This window comes from Micromonospora sp. NPDC000663 (assembly GCF_042898105.1).
In the GTDB taxonomy this organism is placed as follows: Bacteria; Actinomycetota; Actinomycetes; order Mycobacteriales; family Micromonosporaceae; genus Micromonospora.
On sequence record NZ_JBIAYR010000007.1, the window covers coordinates 143,466 to 165,591 of the forward strand.

General features: G+C 72.6%; 25 protein-coding genes. 13 read left to right on the plus strand and 12 right to left on the minus strand.

Translation table 11 applies throughout. From position 1 onward, the window contains the following. Positions 1-17 precede the first annotated feature (17 nt). Positions 18-1,244 carry a hypothetical protein gene (locus ACFY1S_RS22970; RefSeq protein WP_387121508.1) on the plus strand — a complete coding sequence of 409 codons (1,227 nt, stop codon included), beginning with the start codon at positions 18-20 and terminating at the stop codon, positions 1,242-1,244. Between the two features lie 120 nt (positions 1,245-1,364). Here ACFY1S_RS22970 and ACFY1S_RS22975 read toward each other — a convergent pair whose 3' ends face one another. Both ACFY1S_RS22975 and ACFY1S_RS22980 read right to left on the minus strand, forming a co-directional pair. Further along, positions 1,365-1,556, minus strand: a complete 192-nt coding sequence (locus ACFY1S_RS22975; protein ID WP_387121511.1) for a DUF397 domain-containing protein — start codon at positions 1,554-1,556, stop codon at positions 1,365-1,367. Then, a complete protein-coding gene (locus ACFY1S_RS22980; protein WP_387121514.1) occupies positions 1,547-2,314 on the minus strand; it encodes a DUF5753 domain-containing protein in 768 nt (255 codons plus the stop codon). Before ACFY1S_RS22980 ends, ACFY1S_RS22975 begins: the two co-directional genes overlap by 10 nt. A gap of 212 nt (positions 2,315-2,526) precedes the next feature. Here ACFY1S_RS22980 and ACFY1S_RS22985 point away from each other — a divergent pair, with 212 nt between their 5' ends. Further along, complete coding sequence (locus tag ACFY1S_RS22985; protein WP_387121517.1) at positions 2,527-2,781, plus strand: hypothetical protein; 255 nt, start codon at positions 2,527-2,529, stop codon at positions 2,779-2,781. A 79-nt stretch (positions 2,782-2,860) separates the two neighbouring features. Beyond that, complete coding sequence (locus ACFY1S_RS22990; protein ID WP_387121520.1) at positions 2,861-3,097, plus strand: flavin reductase; 237 nt, start codon at positions 2,861-2,863, stop codon at positions 3,095-3,097. 24 nt (positions 3,098-3,121) lie between these two features. Here the strand turns inward: ACFY1S_RS22990 and ACFY1S_RS22995 are convergent, their stop codons facing one another. From ACFY1S_RS22995 to ACFY1S_RS23015, 5 genes are all read right to left on the minus strand, one after another. Further along, positions 3,122-3,529: a DUF2267 domain-containing protein gene (locus ACFY1S_RS22995; protein ID WP_387121523.1), complete on the minus strand. Its 408-nt coding sequence runs from the start codon at positions 3,527-3,529 to the stop codon at positions 3,122-3,124. Positions 3,530-3,590: 61 nt separating this feature from the next. Further along, the gene (locus ACFY1S_RS23000) at positions 3,591-3,989 is read right to left on the minus strand and encodes an NUDIX domain-containing protein (protein ID WP_387121526.1); all 399 of its coding nucleotides are present in this window, start codon (positions 3,987-3,989) and stop codon (positions 3,591-3,593) included. Between the two features lie 56 nt (positions 3,990-4,045). Continuing rightward, a complete protein-coding gene (locus tag ACFY1S_RS23005) occupies positions 4,046-5,422 on the minus strand; it encodes a hypothetical protein (RefSeq protein WP_387121529.1) in 1,377 nt (458 codons plus the stop codon). After that, on the minus strand, positions 5,419-6,240 hold the full coding sequence (locus ACFY1S_RS23010; RefSeq protein ID WP_387121532.1) for a TIM barrel protein: 822 nt from the start codon (positions 6,238-6,240) through the stop codon (positions 5,419-5,421). The genes ACFY1S_RS23005 and ACFY1S_RS23010 overlap by 4 nt, the downstream gene beginning before the upstream one ends. Further along, positions 6,241-7,278, minus strand: coding sequence for a zinc-binding alcohol dehydrogenase (locus tag ACFY1S_RS23015; protein WP_364376511.1), 1,038 nt, complete (start codon positions 7,276-7,278; stop codon positions 6,241-6,243). Between the two features lie 114 nt (positions 7,279-7,392). Here ACFY1S_RS23015 and ACFY1S_RS23020 point away from each other — a divergent pair, with 114 nt between their 5' ends. From ACFY1S_RS23020 to ACFY1S_RS23035, 4 genes are all read left to right on the plus strand, one after another. Next, on the plus strand, positions 7,393-8,787 hold the full coding sequence (locus ACFY1S_RS23020) for an ABC transporter substrate-binding protein (protein WP_387121537.1): 1,395 nt from the start codon (positions 7,393-7,395) through the stop codon (positions 8,785-8,787). Further along, positions 8,784-9,740 (plus strand): carbohydrate ABC transporter permease, encoded by a 957-nt coding sequence (locus tag ACFY1S_RS23025; RefSeq protein WP_387121540.1) that lies wholly within the window; start codon positions 8,784-8,786, stop codon positions 9,738-9,740. Before ACFY1S_RS23020 ends, ACFY1S_RS23025 begins: the two co-directional genes overlap by 4 nt. After that, entirely contained in the window at positions 9,740-10,606 is an 867-nt protein-coding gene (locus tag ACFY1S_RS23030; RefSeq protein WP_387121543.1) for a carbohydrate ABC transporter permease, read from the plus strand. The genes ACFY1S_RS23025 and ACFY1S_RS23030 overlap by 1 nt, the downstream gene beginning before the upstream one ends. A gap of 73 nt (positions 10,607-10,679) precedes the next feature. Continuing rightward, the gene (locus ACFY1S_RS23035; RefSeq protein WP_387121547.1) at positions 10,680-11,285 is read left to right on the plus strand and encodes a class I SAM-dependent methyltransferase; all 606 of its coding nucleotides are present in this window, start codon (positions 10,680-10,682) and stop codon (positions 11,283-11,285) included. Positions 11,286-11,297: 12 nt separating this feature from the next. Here ACFY1S_RS23035 and eccB read toward each other — a convergent pair whose 3' ends face one another. After that, positions 11,298-12,683 carry a type VII secretion protein EccB gene (gene eccB / locus ACFY1S_RS23040; RefSeq protein WP_387121550.1) on the minus strand — a complete coding sequence of 462 codons (1,386 nt, stop codon included), beginning with the start codon at positions 12,681-12,683 and terminating at the stop codon, positions 11,298-11,300. A gap of 127 nt (positions 12,684-12,810) precedes the next feature. Here eccB and ACFY1S_RS23045 point away from each other — a divergent pair, with 127 nt between their 5' ends. Beyond that, the gene (locus ACFY1S_RS23045) at positions 12,811-13,524 is read left to right on the plus strand and encodes a spermidine synthase (RefSeq protein ID WP_387121553.1); all 714 of its coding nucleotides are present in this window, start codon (positions 12,811-12,813) and stop codon (positions 13,522-13,524) included. Positions 13,525-13,735: 211 nt separating this feature from the next. Continuing rightward, entirely contained in the window at positions 13,736-13,912 is a 177-nt protein-coding gene (locus ACFY1S_RS23050; protein WP_387121556.1) for a hypothetical protein, read from the plus strand. Between the two features lie 6 nt (positions 13,913-13,918). On the opposite strand, the gene ACFY1S_RS23055 is transcribed toward ACFY1S_RS23050, so the two are convergent. Further along, positions 13,919-15,721, minus strand: a complete 1,803-nt coding sequence (locus tag ACFY1S_RS23055; RefSeq protein WP_387121559.1) for an acyl-CoA dehydrogenase — start codon at positions 15,719-15,721, stop codon at positions 13,919-13,921. A gap of 141 nt (positions 15,722-15,862) precedes the next feature. Between ACFY1S_RS23055 and ACFY1S_RS23060 the strand changes: the two genes are divergently transcribed. From ACFY1S_RS23060 to ACFY1S_RS23075, 4 genes are all read left to right on the plus strand, one after another. Then, complete coding sequence (locus ACFY1S_RS23060) at positions 15,863-16,273, plus strand: MmcQ/YjbR family DNA-binding protein (RefSeq protein ID WP_387121562.1); 411 nt, start codon at positions 15,863-15,865, stop codon at positions 16,271-16,273. Between the two features lie 107 nt (positions 16,274-16,380). Next, on the plus strand, positions 16,381-17,418 hold the full coding sequence (locus ACFY1S_RS23065) for an SMP-30/gluconolactonase/LRE family protein (protein ID WP_387121565.1): 1,038 nt from the start codon (positions 16,381-16,383) through the stop codon (positions 17,416-17,418). Between the two features lie 46 nt (positions 17,419-17,464). Then, complete coding sequence (locus ACFY1S_RS23070) at positions 17,465-17,845, plus strand: VOC family protein (protein ID WP_387121567.1); 381 nt, start codon at positions 17,465-17,467, stop codon at positions 17,843-17,845. A gap of 39 nt (positions 17,846-17,884) precedes the next feature. After that, a complete protein-coding gene (locus tag ACFY1S_RS23075; protein ID WP_387121570.1) occupies positions 17,885-18,580 on the plus strand; it encodes an alpha/beta fold hydrolase in 696 nt (231 codons plus the stop codon). Positions 18,581-18,587: 7 nt separating this feature from the next. On the opposite strand, the gene ACFY1S_RS23080 is transcribed toward ACFY1S_RS23075, so the two are convergent. From ACFY1S_RS23080 to ACFY1S_RS23090, 3 genes are read right to left on the minus strand one after another with little or no spacing between them, the layout of a single operon-like run. After that, positions 18,588-19,844, minus strand: coding sequence for an MFS transporter (locus tag ACFY1S_RS23080; protein ID WP_387121573.1), 1,257 nt, complete (start codon positions 19,842-19,844; stop codon positions 18,588-18,590). Further along, positions 19,841-20,437 (minus strand): ArsR/SmtB family transcription factor, encoded by a 597-nt coding sequence (locus ACFY1S_RS23085; RefSeq protein ID WP_387121576.1) that lies wholly within the window; start codon positions 20,435-20,437, stop codon positions 19,841-19,843. Before ACFY1S_RS23085 ends, ACFY1S_RS23080 begins: the two co-directional genes overlap by 4 nt. Positions 20,438-20,486: 49 nt before the next feature. Further along, positions 20,487-22,052 (minus strand): LLM class flavin-dependent oxidoreductase, encoded by a 1,566-nt coding sequence (locus ACFY1S_RS23090; RefSeq protein ID WP_387121579.1) that lies wholly within the window; start codon positions 22,050-22,052, stop codon positions 20,487-20,489. Positions 22,053-22,126 lie beyond the last annotated feature (74 nt).

Consider the following 22,126-nt stretch of genomic DNA (forward strand, 5'->3'; position numbering starts at 1 on the left):
GCGGGCAGAGTGGGGGCATGACGACCCACCTGCACGGGCCGCTGGCCGCGTACGCCGGGCGGCTGCACACCACGATCGGCGACCGGCACCACGTCGCCTCGCCGCTCGGAGCCTGGCTGTTGCTCGCGCTGGCCGCCGCGACCGCACCCGACCGGGCCGAGGGGCCGCTGACCGAAGCCCTGGGCACCGACCTGGACACCGCCGCCACGATCGCCCGCGCGCTGCTGGACGCGCCGCACCCGCTTGTCGCGTCCGCCACCGCGCTCTGGCACCGGCCCGGCGAGGGCGACGGCGGGCCGGCCGACTGGCGGGCCGCCCTGCCCGCGACGACCGAGGTGGGCGTGCTGCCCGACCAGGCCGGGTTGGACGCCTGGGCGCGCGAGCACACGCTCGGCCTGATCGAGCGGTTCCCGCTGAACGTCGGGCCGGACGTGGTGCTGGCCCTCGCCAGCGCCCTGGCCACCCGCATCTCCTGGGCCGAGCCGTTCGACGTCGCCGACGCCCGCGCGCTCGGCGCGGACAGCCTCTGGGCACGCCAGCTGCGCCGCGCGCTGCGCACCCCCGAGCATGGCCACCGGTGCGCGATCGCCACGACCCCGGAGGCCGGTGACGTGATCACGCACGCCGCGTCGGCCCAGGTGGACGACGGCGCCGGCCTCGTCGTCCTGTCGGTGGCCGCCGCGCCGCAGGTGCCGCCGGCCGATGTGCTGGCCGCCGCGTACCGGATCAGCGCGGGCGCGGCCGACGGCGCGGCACCGGCCGGTCACCGCGCACTGTTCGACCTGCCGCTCGGCGATACTCCCCTGTGGACGATCCGTGAGGAGAGGGTACGGACCCGTGCGCGCGACGGCCGCGAGGAACGGCACACGGCGGTGCTGCCCTGCTGGTCGGCGCGCAGCGAGCACGACCTGGCCGGGCCGGCGCTCGGCTTCGCCGCCGCGTCGGCGACGCTGGCGAAGGCACTGGCCCTGCCGGTGCGGAACTTCGAGGCGCGGCAGGTGGCGATGGCGACGTTCGGGCGGTACGGCTTCGAGGCGGCTGCCGTCACCGGCATGTTCGGGCTGACGAGCCTGCCGCCGGAGGGCGTCCGCCGCACCGCCGAACTACGCTTCGGCCACCCGTACGCGGTGGTCGCCGTCGCCACCGACAGACGGTCCGACGGGACCACCGGCCCGTGGCACGGCGTGCCTGTCTTCTCCGCCTGGATCGCCGAGCCCGACGAACTACCCGACGCCGACGCCTGACCGCCGCGCTCTTGCGTGATCAGCTCAACATCGCCGATGTGGCGGTATCCGAGTGGCCCGGATACCGCCACATCAGCGATACGGAGTCGATCACCGGGGCTGCTGCTGGGCCAGACCTGCTTACGACCGCGCGGCGGTCGCGGTGACGAACGCCCGCCAGGAGGCCGGGGCGAACGCCAGGGTGCCGCCGTCGCGGTTCTTCGTGTCACGGACCAGGACGACGCCGGGCAAATTGTCGGCAACCTCGACGCAGTCACCGCCGTTGCTTCCGCTCTTGGTGCTCTTGCGCCACCGCGCGCCGGTCACGTCCATGATGCTGCCGCTTCTCTCAGGAGGTCCAGGGACCGCCCTCGGGGAAGGGCCTCGCCCCGGATGCGTTCCCATCGTCGCTCGAGGGTAGCAATTTCCGACGTCTGGTCGACTATTTGAGCCTGCGCCTGACTGTCCACATGACCCACGCGGGTGCCGTCTGGCAGCTCTGCGAGGGTGAACGGCCCGTTCAGTCCCGGGTAGGCGATCGCCTCGCTGGGCACGATGTGGAGTTGCACGCTCGGCAGATCGGCACAGGTGATGAGGTGAGCGAGCTGATCCGCCATGAGAGAGCGCCCTCCGGCGATACCGCGACGGATGATTCCCTCATCCAGCACCGCCACGAAAAGCGGCCCACGTTCACCGCTGAGGATCGCCTGCCGATCCATGCGAGCGGACACCAACTCGTCTACCTCTGTCGCTGTCAGCGCTTCCCAGGCGAGCGTGGCGCGGGCGTAGGCCTCGGTCTGGAGCAGGCCCGGCACCCAGGCGAGTTGGAACGCGCGCAGGGCGACCGCCTCGCGTTCGATGTCGACCCGCGGCCGGAACCAGACCGGCTCCCTGCGGTTGACGATGTCCGGCCACAGGTCGACCACGTCCTTGCGGAGGATCTTCGCCACCTCGGCACGATGTCGGGTCTGCGGGACACGTCCCGGGTTTGCCCAGCGGGCCACCGTCTTCGGGTGGATCCCCATGCGACAGGCGAGGCTCTCGGCCGTCTCGGAGGCTTCGGCGAGTGCCGCGACGAATGCATGGTTCATGCCCGCGTCCCTTCGGGAGCAAATGGAGCGTTCCGAAGAAATCATCTAACGCTGTGTGATTGTTCGACAACCCTCGGAAGGGTAGTCGGTGAGACGGCGCGAGCGGTGGAGGCGTACGAAGCCCGCCGAGCGCGTTCGTAGCGGGGGCCGGTCGACCCGACGGCGAGCACCGAGGCCGGGCCCCCTTCCAACACCGCACGCGAGGGGAATCCATGTCAGACGCACGCAGGAGGCCAGCCCCGGGAGCGGCGGGACGGGACGCGCAGGCGCAGGCGCAGGCGGGGACGATCCGGTCCGGCGACGTGCTGCGCCTGACCCGGGACGCGAGCCCGCAGTTCGTCAGGCCGATCACGGTGCGCGTGATCAGGGTACTGGCCGAGCGGCACACGTACCACGGTTGGGTCTGGATCGAGTGCTACGAGTTGGGCGCGACGGGGACGCGGTGGCCCGCCGGGAGTTGTACCTGATGCCCGCCGGCGCGCACCGGTTGCCCGGTCCGCCCGCGCCGCCGCGCCGCCGCCCCGCCGTACCCCGACGGGTGGCGGTGTGAGCCGCCGCCCGGACCACCTGCCCGCGCGGCCCACCTGGCGTTGCCGGGCGTGCGGAATCGCCTGGCCGTGCTCGCCGGCGAAGCTGCGCCTGCTCGCCGAGTACCGGAACGACCGGGCGGCTCTGCTGGTCCACCTGGCGGCGGTGGGCGTGGAAGCGGCAGTCGACCTCGGAGTGTCCGCATCGTCGGCCGGCCTGCGCGAACGATTCACCGGGTGGGCATCGGCCCGATGACCGCACGGGCGGTCCTGCGTGGGGTCACTCCCCGACGGACGGCGGAACGGCGGGGGTCACGCCGCCTTCCTGATCACGGGCCACGGCGTCCACCATCTGCCGGAACTCGCGCACCGTGACGGCCTCGCGCAGCGTCGCGAACACCGCCCCCGTGCCGGCCCGGGCGGTCGCCTCGTCGACACCCGCCCGATCGGCGACCCGTCGCAGGAACTCCGCAGGCCCGGCGGCGACGGCCGACGCGGCCGGCGCGCGGTCCGGGCCGCGCAGGTACGGATGGAGTTCGTCAGGGAGCTGACCGGCGGGGTCGTGGTTCCCGCCGCCGGTGACCCGTTCGGCCATCGTCTGGAGAACGGCACGCGCCACCACGGCAGCCTGCTCGGTCGGCAGCCCGGAGCGCCGGGACACCGCGTCGATGAAGCGGGGAAACCGCACGCCGCCCTCCTGTCCGCCACGGGTCCCGCGCTTACCCGGGCGCACGCTCGGCAAACGGCGCTCAGCGCAGCAGACCCGCCGTCCGCAGGTGCGCGAAGATGACCTGGTCGACCGGGGAGGTGCGGTGCCTGTCGGCGTACCCCAGCCAGGCCATCTCGGCGATCTCGGCGGCCGGCCGCAGGCGTCCCTCGTACCCGGCCCGGTAACAGGTCATCCGGACGGTGGTGCCGGCCGCGTGCCCGTGCGCCTGGGAGGTGAACGTGCCCAGGTGCACGGCGTCGCGTACGTCCACGGCGACGCTCAACTCCTCGTCGATCTCCCGGCGCAGGGTCTCCAGGTCGGTCTCCCCCGGCTCGCGCTTGCCGCCCGGCAGGTACCACACGTCCTTGCCCCGGGAGCGGGTGCTGAGCACCAGCCCGTCCCGTACGAGAATCCAGGCCACCTTGTCGACCTCGGCCATGCCGTCCCCTCCCCCGAGCGTTGGGGCGGGCACGCTATCACGGGCGGCGGGGCCGCTCAGCGCGCCGGCTCGTCGGCCAGCAGGTCGAGCAGCAGCGCGGCGGTCCACCCGAACGCCGGTGAGCCCAGCCCGACGCCCGTGTCGGGGTGGAAGTACTCGTGGCATCCGGCGCCGGCGACGAGGCCGATCATGGATTGGCGCAACCCGGCCGCCAGGTCCGGATGCCCGTGCGCGGCGAGCCCTCGACGTACCAGCCAGCCGACGTTCAGCCAGCTCGGCCCACGCCAGTAGCGAAGCGGCTCGAAGTCCGGCGCGGTGCGGTCGTGGCTGGGCAGCGGCCGGTCCATCCGCCTAGCGATCCCGAAGCGCGCCGAGGTCGCCTCGACGACGAGCGCGTCGACGTGCCGCGCCGGCAGGTCGGGCAGGATCAGCGGCGTCAGCCCCAGCACGGTCCGCGCGCCGAGCAGCCGGTCGGTGCGCAGGTCGCGGGGTTGGAACGTGCCGGTGCCCGGGTCGTACAGCCGGCGGACCAGCGCCTCGGTGATCCGGGCCGCGTGGACCCGGTGCGGCCCGGGGTCGGCGCCGGTCAGCACGGCGATCTCGGCGAGGGCGTGTTCGGCCCCGCCGTACGCCGCGTTGAACAGCGGGCACTCCACCAGGAACGGGTGGCGCTCGGCGAGGCCCCGGTCGGTGTAGCCGTGCTCCCGGTAGGCGGCGACGATCGCCAGGTACCGCGCGTAGTCCAGGTCCGTGGGGCGGTGCGCGGCGTCGGCGTGCGCGGTGTCGTGCCGACGGTACGCGCGCATGACCGCCGCCTCGGCCGGCACCGCCGCCATCGGCTCGTCCCAGGCCGGGCTGTTGTCCAGTCCGGACTCCCACGGGTGCACGACGCAGACCAGTCCGTCGCCCGCCACGTCCCGCCGTCCGGCCAGGTAGCGCTGCTGGGCGACGAGCGCCGGGTAGAGCCGGCGCAACGCGGCCAGGCTGGCCTGCCCGGGTGCCCGCCGGTACGCCAGCAACGCGGCGAGCGCGTGCACCGGCGGCTGGACCAGACCGGAGGTGTGCACGGCAGGCGCCCCCTCGGCGGTCGCCGAGCCCCACAGCTCCGGCCCCGGGAAGTACGAGCCGACGCGAAGCGCCGGGTTGAACACGATGTGCGGCACCCGCCCGTCGGCCCACTGCGCCCGGAACAGGCTGTCCAGCTCCGTCCAGGCCCGCTCGGGGCGGATCTGGGCCAGGCCGATCGCGATGAACGCGGAGTCCCAGCTCCACTGGTGCGGGTAGAGGGTGCGCGACGGCACGGTGTGGTCGTGTTCCCAGTTGGAGTCGAGCGTGTCGATGGCGAGCCGCCGCAGCCCGGCCAGGTCGGCGGGACCACCGGTACGGGCCACGGCGGTCCCGCCGACGCGTGCCGGCCCGACCTCGGCGCTCATGCGGCGGCCCGCCGGGGCAGCGCGTGCCGCAGCACCGTGGCGGCCTGTTGCAGGGCGCGGACCGGGTCACCGCGCAACCGGCACTCCAGGGCCAGCCAGCCCCGGTAGTCCAGCTCCAGCAGGGTCCGCATCAGCGCCGGCCAGTCCAGGTGCCCGGCACCGGGCTGGTACCTGTTGGAGTCGCTTACCTGCACGTGCCCGAGGTACGGCGCGGCGGCCCGCAGCGCCCGGTGCACGTCGTCCTCCTCGATGTTCATGTGGAAGGTGTCGGCGACCACCCGCACCGAGGGCAGCGCGAGCGCCGCGCACAGGGCGACCGCCTCGTCGAGCCGGTTGACCATGTGGTCCTCGTACCTGTTGAGGGGTTCCAGGAAGAGGGTGACCCCCTCGGCCCGGGCGTGCTCGCCCAGCTCGCCGAGCGCGTCGAGGAGGACCTGCCGGTCGCCGGCCGGCGGGCGGGGCGGCTCGAACGGCGGCAGCCGCCGGGAGAACATCCCCCAGGCGGCCGGGGTCATCACCCCGACGCCGCCCAGCTCGGCGATCACCGACAGTTGCGAGCGCAGGTTGCGCACGGCGTCGGCGGACCGGGCCCTGTCGAAGTCGCCGATGAAGTGGTCCATCTCGACGCAGACGGTGGGCATCACCACCCCGGCGGCGCGGGCCCGGCGCAGCTCCGGCAGCCGGCGGGCGAACGCGAGGTCGCCGCGTCCGCGCAGTTCGATGCCCTGGTAGCCGAGGGCTGACGCGAGGGCGTACTTCTGGATCAGGTTGGTGCCCGGCAGGAGTTGTTCCTGGCAGGCCAGCGCGATGGTGGTCATCTAGAACCTCAACACCACTTGGAGGACGTCACCGGCGCCGCGGTCGAGCAGCGCGAGGGCGTCGGCGACCGCGCTGGCGTCGACGATGTGGCTGACCAGCGGCAACGGGTCGACGCTGCGCTCAGCCACCAGGTCCATGAAGGTCTGCGCCACCCGGTCCCCGGTCCACCGGCCGGCCATGCTAGGCGCGGGGGTGGGGCCGGAGACCTGGGCGGCCACCAACTGGATGCGGTTGTGGTGGAACTCCTCGCCGAGGCCGAGCGCGTCGGCCTGGCCCTGGTAGAAGCCGGCGGCCACGACCCGGCCGGCGTGGGCGGTCGAGCGGATGGCCTCGTGCAGGGCCGGGTACGCCCCGGACAGCTCCAGGCAGACGTCCGCGCCCCGACCGCCGGTGGCCCCGCGCAGCACGGCGGCGGCCGACTCGACGCCGGCGTCCACGATGCTCCGCGCGCCGTAGCGGGCAGCGTGCTCCAGCCGGTCGGGCACCCGGTCGACGGCGACCACCCGGGCGCCGGAGAGCACGGCGAGTCGGGTGGCGAGCAGACCGATGACGCCCTGTCCGAACACACCCACCCAGTCGCCAAGGTGCAGGTCAGCGGCGAGCACGGCGGTCAGCGCGATGGCGCCGGGCCGGGCGAAGACGCCGGCGAGCGGGTCCAGCCCGGCGGGGAGCGGACGGACCGCGTCGGCGGCGAGCACCGCCTCGGCCCGGTGCCCCCAGATGCCCCACACGAGCTGCCCCGGGTGCCGGTCGGTGACCTCCGGCGACACCTCGACGACCTCGCCGACCTCCTCGTAGCCGAAGCCGACGAGCGGGTAGGGCACCGGCGTCTGTCGGGGGACGAACATCCGGGCGGCGTCGTCCCAGTCCTTGCTGAGTCGGGGGTTGCTGCCCCGGTAGAGGGTCAGCTCGGTGCCGGCGGAGATGCCCGAGTAGCAGGTGCGGACACGGACCTGGCCGGGGCCGAGCGGATCCGGGGGGCAGGGCTCGAGGCTGATCCGTCGAGGCCCGGCGAGAGAGACCACCCAGTTGCCCATGTGTCACATCCCGGTAGCACTGGGCTCCAGGATAGCAAAAATCGCTATATGTCTTGTCATTGATCTATCGAAGGTGTTGAATCCCGTATGTACCCTTCGAGAGGAGTGCCACCGATGTCAGCACCTCCGAGGCGGATACTCGCCACCACCCTGATCATGGCACTGACCGCGTCCACCCTGCTGGCCTGCGGAGATGACGGATCCGACAGCAACAGCAAAAAGATCACCGTTTGGAGTCTGGAGGACGTCGCCGACCGCGTCACCGCCACCAAGGCGATCATCGCGGACTTCACCGCGAAGACCGGGATCCAGGTCGACCTCGTGACTGTCAACGAGGACCAGTTCCCCTCTCTGATCGCCGCCAACGCCGCCGCCGGGGATCTGCCCGACGTCGTCGGCTCGGTCTCCCTGGCCGGCATCCGTACGCTCGCCGGCAACGAGCTGCTGCACGCCTCGGCGAACGCGGAGGTCGTCGACAAGCTGGGCCGGCAGACGTTCTCCCCCCGGGCCCTGGAGCTGACCGCCGACGACGGCAAGCAGCTCGCCGTACCCAGCGACGGGTGGGGGCAACTGCTCGTCTACCGAAAGGACCTGTTCGCCGCCGCCGGCCTCCCCACCCCCGACACGTACGAACGGATCACCGACGCCGCGGCGAAACTGAACACCGGCGGCGTGGCCGGGATCACCGCGGCCACCGCCCCCAGCGACGTGTTCACCCAGCAGACCTTCGAGCACCTGGCGCTTGCCAACGGCTGTCAGCTCACCGACGACTCCGGCAAGGTCACCCTGGACTCACAGCAGTGCGTCGAGGCGTTCCGCTTCTACGGCGACCTGATCCGCACCAGCTCGACCAAGGGCGCGCAGGACGTGGACACCACCCGGGCCACCTACTTCGCCGGCAAGGCGGCAATGGTGATCTGGTCGCCGTTCATCCTCGACGAACTGGCCGGGCTGCGCAGCGACGCCAAGCCGACCTGCCCGCAGTGCCAGGCCGACCCGACGTTCCTGGCGAAGAACAGCGGGTTCGTCACCGCCATCAAGGGGCCGAACGGCACCGAACCGGCCCAGTACGGCGAGATCAGCTCGTGGGCCGTGCTGGACGGCGCGGTGACCGACCCCGCGAAGTCCTTCGTGGAGTACATGCTCAGCGACGGCTACCCGCGCTGGTTCGGCATGTCCCCCGAAGGCCGCTTCCCGGTGCGCAAGGGCACCCCGGCCGAGCCGGAGGCGTACCTGACCGCCTGGAACACCAGCCAGGCCGGCGTGGACGCCAAGAAGCCCCTCGCCGACGTGTACGGCGACGAGGTGCTGGCCACCCTGCGCCGCAGCCCGGACACCTTCGGGCGGTGGGGGCTCACCCAGGGCCAGGGCAAGCTGGTCGGCGCCATGCTCGGAGAACTGCCGGTGCCCAAGGTGCTGGGCGACCTCATCGCCGGCAAGTCCGATCCGGCGGCCACCGCCGGACGGGCCAAGAAGGACGTCGACGCCATCAAGTCGGGCGTCAATTGACCACCACCGCGCCCGGCCCCGGCCGCTCCCCCACCCGGGAGCGGCCGGAGCCCCCACGGCGCCGACCACTGACCCTGCGCCGCCGCGAATCCCGTGCCGGGCTCGCGCTCGTCGCACCCACCCTGCTCGTCACCATCGCGGTCATCGGCATCCCGATCGTGTGGACAGTGGTGCTCGCCTTCCAGCGGGTCCGGCTCGCCACACTGCGCAAGACCGGCCTGTTCGGCGAGTTCACCATGGACAACATCGACCGGGTGCTGCACACCCCCGGCTTCGCCGACACGTTGTGGGTCACGCTGATCTACAGCATCGGCGGCACCGTCGGGTCGATCGCGCTCGGCCTCGTCGCCGCCCTGGTCGTCCGCCGGCCGTTCCGGGGCCGCACACTGGTCCGGGCGTCCATGCTGCTGCCGTACGTGGCGCCGGTGGTCGCTGTCACCTTCGTCTGGCAGGTGATGCTCGACCCGCAGCTCGGCATCGTCAACCACTGGGGTCAACGGCTGCTCGGCTGGGACGCCCCGGTGCCGTTCCTCACGCAGGAGTCGACAGCCCTGGCCACCGTGATCGCCTTCGAGGCGTGGCGGTACTTCCCTTTCGCGTTCCTGTTCCTGCTGGCCCGGCTCCAAGCGGTGCCCGGTGAGCTGGAGGAGGCCGCCCGGGTCGACGGCGCCACACCCACCCAGCGGTTCCGGCACATCCTGCTGCCGCAGCTGCTCCCGGTGATCGCCCTGCTGGGGGTGCTGCGCTTCATCATGACGTTCAACAAGTTCGACGACGTCTACCTGCTCACCGGCGGTTCGGCCGGCACCGAGGTGGTGAGCGTCCGGGTGTACGACTTTCTCACCGCGCGGACCGACATCGGCGCCGCCGCCGCGCAGGCGGTCGTCCTGGCCGTCGTCCTCATCGTGTTCGTGCTGATCTACCTGCGCTTCTTCGGACGGAGGGTGGGCTGATGGACCGCGACACCGTCGAGACGGTGAGCCTGCGCTGGCTGCGCCGCCTGGTGATCGCCGTGTTCCTGGTGGTCACCGTCTTTCCCTTCTACTACATGCTGGTCCTGTCGGTACGCCCCATCGAGCGGCTGCTGCTCGACCCCGGGGCGCTGGTGGTCGGCTTCGGTGAGCTGACCGTCGCCACGTACGCCGAGGTGCTCAAGGCCACCGCCGACGGCGGCCAGGGGTTCCTCACCTTCATCCGCAACAGCGGCCTGGTGGCCGTCGCGGCGACGGTGCTCACCCTCGTGGTGGCGATCCCCGGCGCGTACGCGGTGGCCCGGCTGCGGTTCTTCGGCCGGCGGCAGGTGGACTTCCTGTTCCTGGCGGTCTACCTGTTCCCGTCGATAGTCATCGCGATCCCGCTGTTCGTGGTCTTCACCCGGGCCGGTCTGCGCGGTTCGCTGTTCGGGCTGGTCCTGGTCTACATCTCGCAGACCCTGCCGGTCTCGGTCTACATGCTGAAGAACTACTTCGAGACCATCCCGGTCAGTCTGGAGGAGTCCGCAGCCATCGACGGGGCCGGTCGGCTCGGCATCATCCGCCGGGTCAGTCTGCCCCTGGCCATGCCGTCGATCATGGCGGTCGCGCTGTACGACTTCATGATCGCCTGGAACGAGTTCCTCTTCGCCCTGCTGTTCCTTGTCGACAAACCCGACAGGTGGACGGTGTCCCTGGGGCTGTCCCTGCTCGCCGACGGGGTGGAGGTGCCCAAGACGGTGCTGATGGCCGGATCGGTAGTCCTCACCCTGCCCATCGTGATCCTCTTCTTCGCCAGCGAACGGCTGCTCACCGAGGGGCTGACCAGCGGCGCGGAGAAGGGCTGACCCGTCCACAGGTAGCCGGGCCGGCTCCCCGGGCCGCCCGCCGCGCCCCCGCCGGCCCGGCTACCGTGACCGTATGGCCAACCCGACCCGCTGGGCGACCGACACCGGTCCGGAGCACTCGCAGTGGTACATCGACCGGTTCCGCAAGCTCGCCGCCGAGGGCGCGGACCTGGCCGGCGAGGCCCGTCTGGTGGACGCACTCGTCGCACCCGGGTCGCGCGTCCTCGACGCCGGCAGCGGCACCGGCCGGGTCGGCGCCGCGCTGGCCCAGCGCGGGCACACAGTCGTCGGCGTGGACGCCGATCCCGCGCTGGTGAAGGCCGCCCGCGCCGACTACCCCGGCCCGCACTGGCTCGTCGCCGACCTGGCCGAGCTGGACCTGCCCGCGCTGGGCGAGGCCGAGCCGTTCGACGCCGCCGTACTCGCCGGCAACGTCCTCGCGTTCGTCGCCGTCGGCACCGAACCGGAGGTGCTGCGCCGGCTCGCCGGGCACCTGCGCGCGGACGGCGTCCTGGCGGTCGGCTTCGGCACCGAACGCGGCTATCCGCTCACCGCGTTCGACGCCGACGCGGTCGCCGCCGGCCTGCGCCTGGAACACCGCTTCGCCACCTGGGACCTGCGGCCGTGGCGCGACGACGCGGACTTCGCGGTGAGCGTCCTGCGCCGCCCGGCCGACTGACCCCGCCCCGCCTCAGCCGGGGGCGGCGACCGCCCGCGCGGCCGCCGGGTCCAGGGTCGCGCCGGCCGGCACCAGGCTCACCAGGCCGGCCGGCAGCCGCACCGGACGCACGTCGCGGTAGCCGAGCATCGCGAGGACGCCGCGGTCGGCCACCACGTACCGCCGGCCCAGGTCGGTGACCACGGACACCGTGCCGCCGGACGCGCCGGGCGCCGCCGCCGCCTCGACCACCGCGCCCCGGCCCGGCTCCACCACCACGTGGTCGGCCAGGACCGCGCCGCCGGCCGGCGCGGTCCGTGGCACGGCCGCCAGGTCCGGCAGCGGTACGCCCCAGCGCACCTCGCCCACCCCGTCGTCGTCGCCGACGCGCGTGCAGAGGCCCGCGCCGTCGGCCGCGGCGAGCCGGGGCGGGACAGGTGGTGGGGCCGTCGGGCCGCTCGGGGTCAGGTCGGGCACCGTGGGCAGCGCGGCGAACTGCCCGAGCGTCATGGGCGCCGGCTCACCCTGGGCGGTGGTGGCCAGCAGCAGGCCGGCCTGCAACTCGGTGATCCCCGCCAACCCGGCGTCGAGCGCCACCGCGTACTGCCGACCGCCGCCGGAGTTGCGCACGAGGTAGACCTGGCCGACGCTGGCGCCCGGCACACCGGTGCTGGGCCGGCCCAGGTCGGGCAGGTCGAGCGGCGCCAGGTCGACGCCGGCGGGCAGGGCGTTGAGCAGGGCGGGCGCCACCGGCACCGCACGCGTACGGGTGGTGGCCAGGGCCGCCAGCACCCGGTTGGCGTCGCGGACCAGATAGCGCCGCTGGTGCCAGACCAGGTGCAGCCCCCCGTCGGGGTGGCGCAGCAGCAGCGCGTCGTCGCCAAGCGGCCACCCGCCGCCGGGCTCGGCGCCGATCAGCAGCGCGGAGCGGGGCCCCTCGCCGTCAGCACCGGCCGGGACCGCCGAGCAGACAGTCCACCCCGTCGTCGCCAGGCGGCCCGCGGCGGGCAGCGAGTCGGGTGCGTCGGCGATGCCCAACGGCAGCCCGCGCGGCACGCCGTCGATCGAACGCCGCGAGACGAGCACTGTCTTCGAGGTGTCCGCGCCGACGATCAGCAACGCCGAGGCGTAGTTGAGCACCGGGTGCAGCTTCTGCTCGCGGTAGACGAACCGGGCGCCGGACTCCTTCTCGACGATTACCGCGCCCGGGTCCCGCCACCCCTTGCCACCGCCGGCGAACAGACCGTACAACGCCGAGCCGCCCAGCCCGATCGCCGCGACCAGGACGCCGGCCAGGCCGGCGCCCGCCAGCCGTCGAAACGGCGACTGCGCGGGGTCGGTCTCCCGCATGACCAGGGCGGCGACCGCCCGCTGGACGCTGAACTGGTAGGAGTGCAGCTGGTCCTGCCGCGACGGCATGAGGCCCCTTCCCACTGGATCGGCCGGGCACAGGATATGCGGTGCGTCGATGTCCCGTGGACCCTGCGTTGCCGGCGCGGCCCCGACGGATACCATGCGGGGACGAATCTGGCGGCGAGAGGGCACCGTGGGCGCGCGTTTCGAGGAGCTGGCCTGGCGGGAGACTCCGATCGGCGAGATCAGCCTGCGTCGGCGTCTCGACCCGGCACTGCAGGTCGAGGTGTACGAGGTCAAGCTCGACGACGAGTACCTGATGTCCAGCCTCTTCCCGGTCGCGGAGATCGAGCTGGCCCGGCTGGGCCTCGCCGCGCTGACCGGCGACACCCTGGACGTGGTGGTCGGCGGCCTCGGTCTCGGTTACACGGCCAAGGCCGCGCTTGACGACCCGAGAGTCCGGTCGCTGCTGGTGGTCGAGGCGATCGAGGATGTCATCGACTGGCACCGGCGCGGGCTGCTGCCGTTCACCGCGGGGCTCGCGGAGGACCCGCGAACCCGCTTCGTCCAGGCCGACTTCTTCGCGGCGGTCGCCGGAGGCACCGGCTTCGACGCCGACGAGCCCGGCCGGCGGTTCGACGCCGTGCTGCTCGACGTCGACCACTCACCACGCAACGTGCTGCACCCCAGCCACGCCGACTTCTACACGCCGCAGGGCCTCCGCCGGCTGGCCGCGCTGCTGCGCCCGGAGGGGGTCTTCGCGCTGTGGTCGGACGACCCACCCGACGACGCGTTCACCGCGACTCTCGGCGAGGTGTTCGGCACCACGCAGGCGCACGTCGTACCGTTCGCCAACCCCCTCACGGGCGGCCAGTCCGCCAACACCGTCTACGTATCCCAGCCCTAACAGCGCCCCCGCGCCCCGCGCCCCGCGCCCCGCGCCGATCTTGCACTTTCGGTCGCCAATTCGCCCCTTTTGCCAGCTGTTGTCCCGGCAGTAAGTGCAAGATCGCGAAAGGGCGGCCGGGAGGGCGGGGTGGGGTTTGGGGTTTGTGGGGGCGGGAAGGTTCCGCTCCGGGGTCGTCGTGTCGAGCGGCCACCCGTCACGGGAGGTCGAGATGCGTGCCTTGCTCTGGGTCGTCGGCGTCGTCGCCGGTGTGCTGATCCTGCTCGGGCTGATCCTCGAGGCGGTTCGCTGGCTGGTCATCATCGGGCTGATCGCGCTCGTCGCGGTGATCGTGCTCGCCTTCGTCAAGGGACGGCAGGCGGTCCAGCACCAGACCCGTCGGCGTTGACGCGCCTCAGAACCACTCGGTACGCATGTCGAGGGCGGTGCGGTCCCGGCTGTCCAGGAGGTCGAACTGCGGGCCGGTACGGGGCAGCTCGACGGTGAGGAAGTAACGCGCGGCCTGCCGCTTGCCGGCGTGGAACGCGTCGCCGGCCTCCTCGGGTGGCAGCGCCAACCACTGCTCCAGCCACATCCACGCGATCACCACGTGCCCGACGGCCTCCAGGTAGGCGCTGGCGTTGGCCAGCGCGAGCACCGGGTCGCCATCCGCCCAGAGTCGACGCGTCACCGCGACCACCCGGTCCGCCGCGTCGGCGAGCCGGTCGGCCAGCTCGGCGGGCTCCCCTCCGGCCTTGCGGCACCGGGCCACGGTGTCCCCGATCTTCTCGGTCAGCAGCGACAGACCCGCGCCGTCACGCATGGTCATCTTGCGGCCGAGCAGGTCCAGCGCCTGGATGCCGTGGGTGCCCTCGTGGATGGGGTTGAGCCGGTTGTCCCGGTAGTGCTGCTCCACGTCGTGGTCGCGGGTGTAGCCGGCGCCGCCGAGCACCTGGATCGCCAGGTCGTTGGCGGCCAGGCACCACTGCGACGGCCAACTCTTGGTGATCGGGGTGAGCACCTCCAGCAGCAGGTGCGCCCGCTCACGGTCGGCGTCCGCCGGGGCGGTCTTCTCCTCGTCGAGCAGCCTCGCGCAGTAGAGCACCAGCGCGAGAGCCCCCTCCACGTAGCTCTTCTGCGCCAGCAGCATCCGTCGTACGTCGGGATGGTCGATGATCGGCACCTGCGGCGCGGCCGGGTCCTTGGCGCCCACCGGCCGGCCCTGCGGCCGTTCCCGGGCGTACGCGAGGCTCTTGAGGTAGCCGGTGTAGCCCAGCGCGGTCGCGCCGGCCCCCACGCCGATCCGGGCCTCGTTCATCATGTGGAACATCTGCGCCAGCCCCTGATGCGGGGCGCCGACGAGGTGGCCCACCGCCCCGGGCCGGCCGTCGGGAGTGTGCCGGCCGTCGCCGAAGCTCAGCAGGGTGTTGGTGGTACCCCGGAAGCCCATCTTGTGGTTGAGCCCGGCCAGCACCACGTCGTTGCGCTCGCCGAGCGACCCGTCCGTGCCGACCAGCACCTTGGGCACGATGAACAGCGAGATTCCCTTGACCCCGGGCGGCCCGCCGGGGATCCGGGCCAGCACCAGGTGGACGATGTTCTCGGCCAGCTCGTGGTCACCGCCGGAGATCCACATCTTGGTGCCGAAGAGCCGGTAGGTGCCGTCGTCCTGCGGCTCGGCACGGGTGGTGATGTCGGCGAGCGAACTGCCCGCGTGCGGCTCGGACAGGCACATGGTGCCGAAGAACCGGCCGTCCAGCATGGGCCGTACGTAGGTGTCCACCTGGTCGACGCTGCCGTACGTCAGCAGCAGGTTGGCGTTGCCGAGGGTGAGCATCGGGTACGCGGAGGTGGCCACGTTGGCGGCCTGGAACCAGGCGAAGCAGGCGGCGGCGACGGCGTGTGGCAGTTGCAGGCCGCCGACCGACTCGTCCAGCCCGGCGGTGAGCAGGCCGGTCTCGGCGAAGCTGTCCAGTGCCGCCCGGATCTGCGGGATGAGCCGCACCCGCTGCCCGTCGAAGGTGGGCTCGGTGAGGTCGGCAGCCCGGTTGTGCGGGGCGAACTGCTCGGTGGCCACCCGCTCGGCGAGGTCCAGCGCGTCGTCGAACGTCTCCCGGGAGTGCTCGGCGTAGCGGGGACGCTCGACGAGGTGGGCCACCCGCAGCCAGTCGTACAGCAGGAAGTCCAGGTCGCGGCGGGAGAGCAGGGTGGACGACACGGTACTCCTCAGCGGGCACGGGGCGGGTCGGCGCGGGCGACGGCCCGACATCGCCCCGGCCCATACTGGCGGATCGACCGGGCGCACACCACAGCCCGGCGACTCGGGGACGTGTCGTACCCGGTCACTAGGGTACGGCCCGTGAGCGCGCCCGGAGACGTCGACCCCGAGATCCTCGACCGGCTGCGTCCGATCTGCCGTGGGCTGCCGGAGACGTACGAGGAGCCGGCCTGGGTGGGCGTCCGCTGGCGGATCCGCAGACGGACCTTCGCCCACGTGCTCACCGTCGACCCGGCCCGGCAGGCGGTGCACGCGCGCGCGGCGGCGCTCGACCGGCCTGCCTGCCTGCTGGTCTTCCGGTCGCCACTCGACGAGATCGCCGGCCTCCTGGGCTGTGGGCACCCCTTCTACAAGCCGGACTGGGGCCGGGACGTGATGGGCATGGTCCTGTCCGACGACACCGACTGGGACGAGGTCGGCGAGCTGCTCACCGAGAGCTACTGCGTGCTGGCGCCCAAACGGCTCGCCGCCCTGGTCGACCGCCCGGTGTGAGAGCGGCAGGCGTTTCGCGGGTTCCGGCTCGGGGATACCGCGCCGATGGTGGTCGGTCCCGTCGGCCGCCGAGTCGAGACGCCGCCGAGTGGATGAGGAGCGGACCGGTGTCCCTGCTTCGCACCGAGGAGGATCCCCGGTTGACGTCGGTGCGCGCCGAGGACCGGGTGTGCACGGGGGTGACCACCCTGCGGGGTCGTGTGTTCCTGAGTTACCCGTCGGCGGACGGGCCGGGGGTGCAGGTGGCCGAGGCGCTGCCGGGCGGCGGTCGCCGGCCGTACCCGGACGCCGCGTGGAACCGGGTGGGCCAGTCGGCGGACGGCGCGTTCGTCCACGTCAACGGCCTGCGCGCCGGGCCGGACGGCAAGCTGTGGATCGTCGACTCGGGGGCGCCGCAGATCGGCGGGCGGCAGGTGCCCGGTGGAGCACGGCTGATCGTGGTCGACGTGGACGGCGACCGGGTGGAGCGGATCCACCGTCTCGACGAGGCGGTACGTCCCGACAGCTACGTGGACGACGTCCGGTTCCACCGTGGCACCGCGTACCTCACCGACGCGGGTGCGCCAGGCCTCATCGTGCTGGACCTCGACTCGGGCCGGTGCCGGCGGGTGTTGGACGGACATCCGAGCACGGTGGGCGGCACGCTTGTCGCCGACGGCCGGGCTTTGCGCGATCCCGCCGGTGCCGAGGTGCGCGTCCACGCCGACCAGCTGGAGGTGTCGCCGGACGGGCGGTGGCTGTACTACCAACCGGCATCCGGCGGCATGTCCCGGATCGGCATCCGATGGCTTAACGACCCGACTGTCTCCGCCGACGAGTTGGCCCGTCGGGTGGAGCCATGGTGCGCCACGCCCAGCACCGGCGGTACGGCGATCGACGCCGACGGCACCATCTACCTCAGCGACGTGGAACGCCGGCGCATCCTGGCACTGGCTCCCGACGGTGGTGTGCGTACGCTCGTCGACGACCCCCGTCTGTCCTGGGTGGACGCGATGTGGCTCGACGCCGACGGGCACCTGTGGATGCCGGCGGCCCAACTGCACCTGACCGCAGGGCTCAACGGTGGGCACGCGGCAGTCGACTATCCGGTCCGGATCTACCGGTTGCCTGTCGACGTCGGCCCACCGCCGCTGGACCACTGCTGAGCGACGGGTCGGGCGGGGCGGCGGAGTCGTCGATATCCTGCCTCGCATGCATCGAAGCCGTGTGTACGCGTTGCTCATCGACGCGCCGAAGGCGGAGGCGGCCCGGGCGGCGGAGTTCTGGTCCGCGGCCCTGGGTGTGCCCACCCGCACCCATCCCGAGGAGCCACAGTTCGTCGGTCTGCACGGGGCCCTGCCGGGGCTGGTCACCGCCGTTCAGGCGGTCGACGACGCGCCGCGCTACCACCTCGACATCGAGACCGACGACGTGGCGGCCGAGACCGCCCGGCTGATCGGTCTTGGCGCGACCGAGGTGACGCGGTGGCTGGAATGCCGGATCCTGCGGGCGCCCGGTGGCCACCTGCTGTGCGTGCTGCCGGTGGAGAGCCCACCGGAGGTCTTCGCGGCGCAGGCCCGAACCTGGTCCTGAACCGCCGTGCTGTCACAGGTCGACGCTAGGGTCCCCGCCATGGCTGAATTCGTTCTGGTGGCGGGGGCGTGGCTGGGCTCGTGGGCGTGGGACGAGGTGGCTCCGCAGCTGCGTGCGGCCGGGCACGGCGTCCATCCGCTGACCCTCTCCGGTCTGGCCGAGAGGCGGCACGCGCCCGCCGGGCAGCAGACCCACGTGCGGGACATCGTCGGTGAGATCGAGCGACGGGACCTGCGCGATGTGGTGCTGGTCGGGCACAGCTACTCGGGCATCCCGGTGGGGCAGGCCGCCGAGCGGATCGGCGACCGGCTGACCCGGGTGGTCTTCGTCGACGCGGAGGTGCCTGTCGACGGCCTGTCGTTCGCGTCCGGTTGGTGGCAGGGTCGGGAGGTGTTCGAGGCGTTGATCGCCGACAACGGCGGCTACTGGCCGCCGCCGGGCCCGGCCGAGTTCGACGGCCAGGGGCTCACCGACGAGCAGGTCGCCCGGCTCATCGGGGGCGCCACCCCGCACCCGGGGGCGTCGCTCACCGAGCCGGCGGTGCTCGACCGGCCGCTGGGCGAGCTGCCGGCGACGTACGTCAAGTGCCTGCTCGACGGCCCGGAGCCCAACGACACAGTCGCCGGCCTACTGACCAGCGAGCAGTGGCGTCTGGTCACGATGGACACCGGCCACTGGCCGATGTTCTCCCAGCCGGCCGAGTTGGCGCGGTTGCTGCTGGAGGCGGCCGGCTGACCGGCGGTCAGGTCGCCGCCTCGTCGAGGTTGGCGATGTGGCGTACCGGTGACGCGAGCAGCCAGAGCACGGCGAGCGTGCCGCCCAACCCGGCGACGGCCAGGGTCGGCCGTAGGCCGATGGTGGTGCCCAGCGCGCCGCCGACAAGCGCGCCCAGCGGCCGGATGCCGTAGTTGACGGCGCTGTACGCACCGGCCCGACGGCCACGCGCGTCGTCGGGCGTGACGGCGGCGATCAGGGCGTTGAGGTTGACGTCCATCAGCATCACCCCGACGCTGGATACCAGCTCGATGGCGGCCAGGGTGGCCACCTTCGCCCAGGTGGGGCCGGCGATCAGGGCGGTCAGCGCCAGCGGTGCGGGAAACAGCACCGCACCGATCATCGCGGTGCGGCCGAGCCCGATGGCGCGCGAGACCCGGGGGGCGAGCGCGGCGCCGGCCAGCCCGCCGAGCGCGCCAACACCCAAGGCGACGCCGATGGCGCCCGCCGACAGGTGCAGGTCGTTGCTGGCGTACAGCACCAGCAGCGCGGCGGTGATGAAGGTGAAGAAGTTGACGGTGGTGGTGCAGCCGAGCGCGGCGCGCAGCACCGGGTGGCGCAGCACCAGCACGAGCCCTTCGCGGACCAGCCGGAGGGTGGACGACTGACTCGGCGGTGGGGGCGACTCGGTGACCGGGATACGGCCGAGTAGCAGCGCCGAGCCGAGGAATGACACCGCGTCGACGACGATCGCCACCGGCGCGCTGAGCGCCTGGACCAGCCCACCGCCGACGGCCGGCCCGGCGATGAAGGACAGCGACCGGCTCATGCTCAGCTTGCTGTTCGCGTCCACGTACGCCGACCGGGGCACCAGCGCGACGAAGAACGCCTGGTGCGCCATGGCGAACAGCACCGCTCCGACGCCGGTGAGCAGCGCCACCAGGTAGAGCTGGGTGAGGGTGATCGCGTCGAACAGGTAGGCCACCGGCAGGCTGAACAGCACCGCCGCCCGGATCAGGTCCGCGATGATCAGGAGCCGCCGTTTGTGGGTGCGCTGGTCCACCCACGCGCCCAGGAACAGGCCCAGCAGGTTGGGCAGCCAGATCAACGCGGTGAGGACACTTACCTGCACGGGCGTCGCGGCGAGCAGGGTGACGGCGATCAACGGCAGGGCCAGTTCGCTGATCCGGTCACCGAACTGGGAGATCGTCTCGCCGATCCAGAAGGTGCGGAACCGCCTGTCACGGTGCAGGGCTGGCGGGGGCGCGGTGTCGACGGTGGTCATGACGCGGACCTGTCGTCGCCGGTCTCGGGCAGCAGGTAGCGCAACATCCGCACGGTCCGCGCGCCGTCCGGTGGCGTCTCGTCGTCCTCGCGCCGCACGTACGGGGCGAGCAACTCCTCGATGGCGCTCTCCAGCTCCCGTAGCTCGTCGGGGGTGGCGACGAACCGCGTGTTGGCGACCCCGGCCAGCCCCCGCCACTCGGCGTCCAGCCGGGGTTCCTCGTGCAGCAACCACTGCTGCGGCGTCTCGGCGTACCTGGCGAACATCTCGCCGCGCAGCTGCCGGCCGGCGGCCTGCCCCTCGGCGTCGTCCGGCAGGCTGAAACGGAAGCCGCGGGCGGCTGCCTGCCACCAGCGTTCCCGCTTGCTGGCGGTGCCCTCGGCGTCGGTGACCAGGCCGAACGTGGCGAGGTGCCGCAGGTGCCAGCTGACCACCGACGGGGTGGCGCCGACGTGCGGCGACAGCCCGGTGGCGGTGGCCGGGCCGTGCCGCTGGAGCCGGTCGAGAATGGCGAGCCGCACCGGATGGGCGAGCGCCCGCAGCGCCTGCGGCTCGGTGATCTCGAAATCCCCGTACGGGTTCTTGAGAGACATGTTTCGAAAGTAGTCTCTCACGTCATTCGAGGGCAAGCCCCCGGGGCGGTCAGCTCACCCCCAACCGGGCCAACGGCTCGACCAGCTCGCGCTCCTCGTAGCTCAGGTGCGACAGCAGGGTGTCGGTCAGCAGGTTCACCGCGGCGCGCAGCTCGGCCAGGCCGTCCGGCGCTCCGACGTACGCCACCAGGGCGCGATCGACCCCCTCCAGCACGTCGTGGATGACGTGGTGCTCCTGCTCCAGCCGGTCGATGACCGGACGCAGCCGGGGATCGGCCTGCCGCAGGCGCGGGAAGAGCGCCTGGTCCTCGATGGTGTGGTGGGTGGTGACGATGCGGCAGTACGACTCGCAGTACGCGCCGAGCGTCCACCGGTTCTGCCGCATGGTCATCGTGTTGATGTGGGAACGGGCGGCGCCGGCGTCGATCTCACCTGCCGCTACCTGCTCGATGAGATCGTGGATCTGGGCCAGCTCACCCCGCAGCCCGTCGTGCACCTGCACCAGGTGCTGGCCGTTCGCCTGCTCGTGCGCGGTGTAGGTGCGCGTCGGATCGGGCGCCGGTCCGGTCGGGCGGGCCGACTCGTCCCACACCTGGCGGTCACTGAGCCGCCGGCCGTCGTCGGGGGTCGGTACCACGGCGAAGGCGCCGGCGGTCACCCTCGCCCGCGCCGGAGGCGCCGCCGGCGCGACGGCCACCGGCGGCACCGCGGCGGGCACGTCGCCCCGCTCGCGCTCGGTGGCCACCAGCTCGCGGACGGCGGGCGCCACCTCGCCGGCGAACCGGCGCAGGTCGTCGGGGTCGTCGCTGGCGAGGATGAACGTGCTGACGCCGTCGCCCAGAGCCAGCTCGGCCAGCTCGCGCGCCCACTGCTCGGCGGGGCCGTTCAGCTGTCCGCGCCCGACCGTCGAGAACGTGCCGGAGATGTTGAGCAGCCGGCGCACGTCCCGGGGCGAGCGGCCCGCTTCGCGTGCGACGTCGTCGATGATGGCGTTGCCTTTGGCCAGGTCACCGGGCTGGAGGTAGCCCAGTGAGGGCAGCCAACCGTCGGCCCGGCGACCGGTGAGCGCCAGCATGCGCGGCTTGTACGCTCCCAGCCAGATCGGCACCGCGTGGGCGGGGGACGGCCCACGCTTGGCGCCTACCACCCGGTGGAACTCGCCGTCGACCCGGACGCCGCCGCGCGCCTCGGCGTCCCAGATCTGCCGGATGACCTCGATGCCCTCCTCCAGCGCCCGTACGCCCTCCCCGGCGGTCAGCCGTCGACCGCCCATCGCCTCGATGGCGTCCCAGAACGCGCCCGCGCCGAGACCCAGCGCGACCCGGCCGTCGGTGAGCAGGTCGAGGCTGGCGACGCTGCGGGCGAGCACCGCAGGTGGGCGCAGCGGCAGGTTCGTGACGTTCGCCGACAGCTGCACCCGATCGGTGCGGGCCGCCACGAAGCTCAGCAGCGTCCAGGTGTCGAGGAACCGTGGCTGGTACGGGTGGTCCTGGAAGGTCACGAGGTCGAGCCCGACCTGCTCGGCCAGGAGGGCGAGACCGACGGTGCGGTCCGGATCGTCGTTGCCGGGCGTGGTGAACGAGCCGAAGATCAGCTCGTGGCCGTAGTCGCTCATCTGCGAGCCTCCCGTTCCGCGCAATGCGTCATGCGCACAACCTTATGCCAGACAGAACATCTTCTGCCAACAAG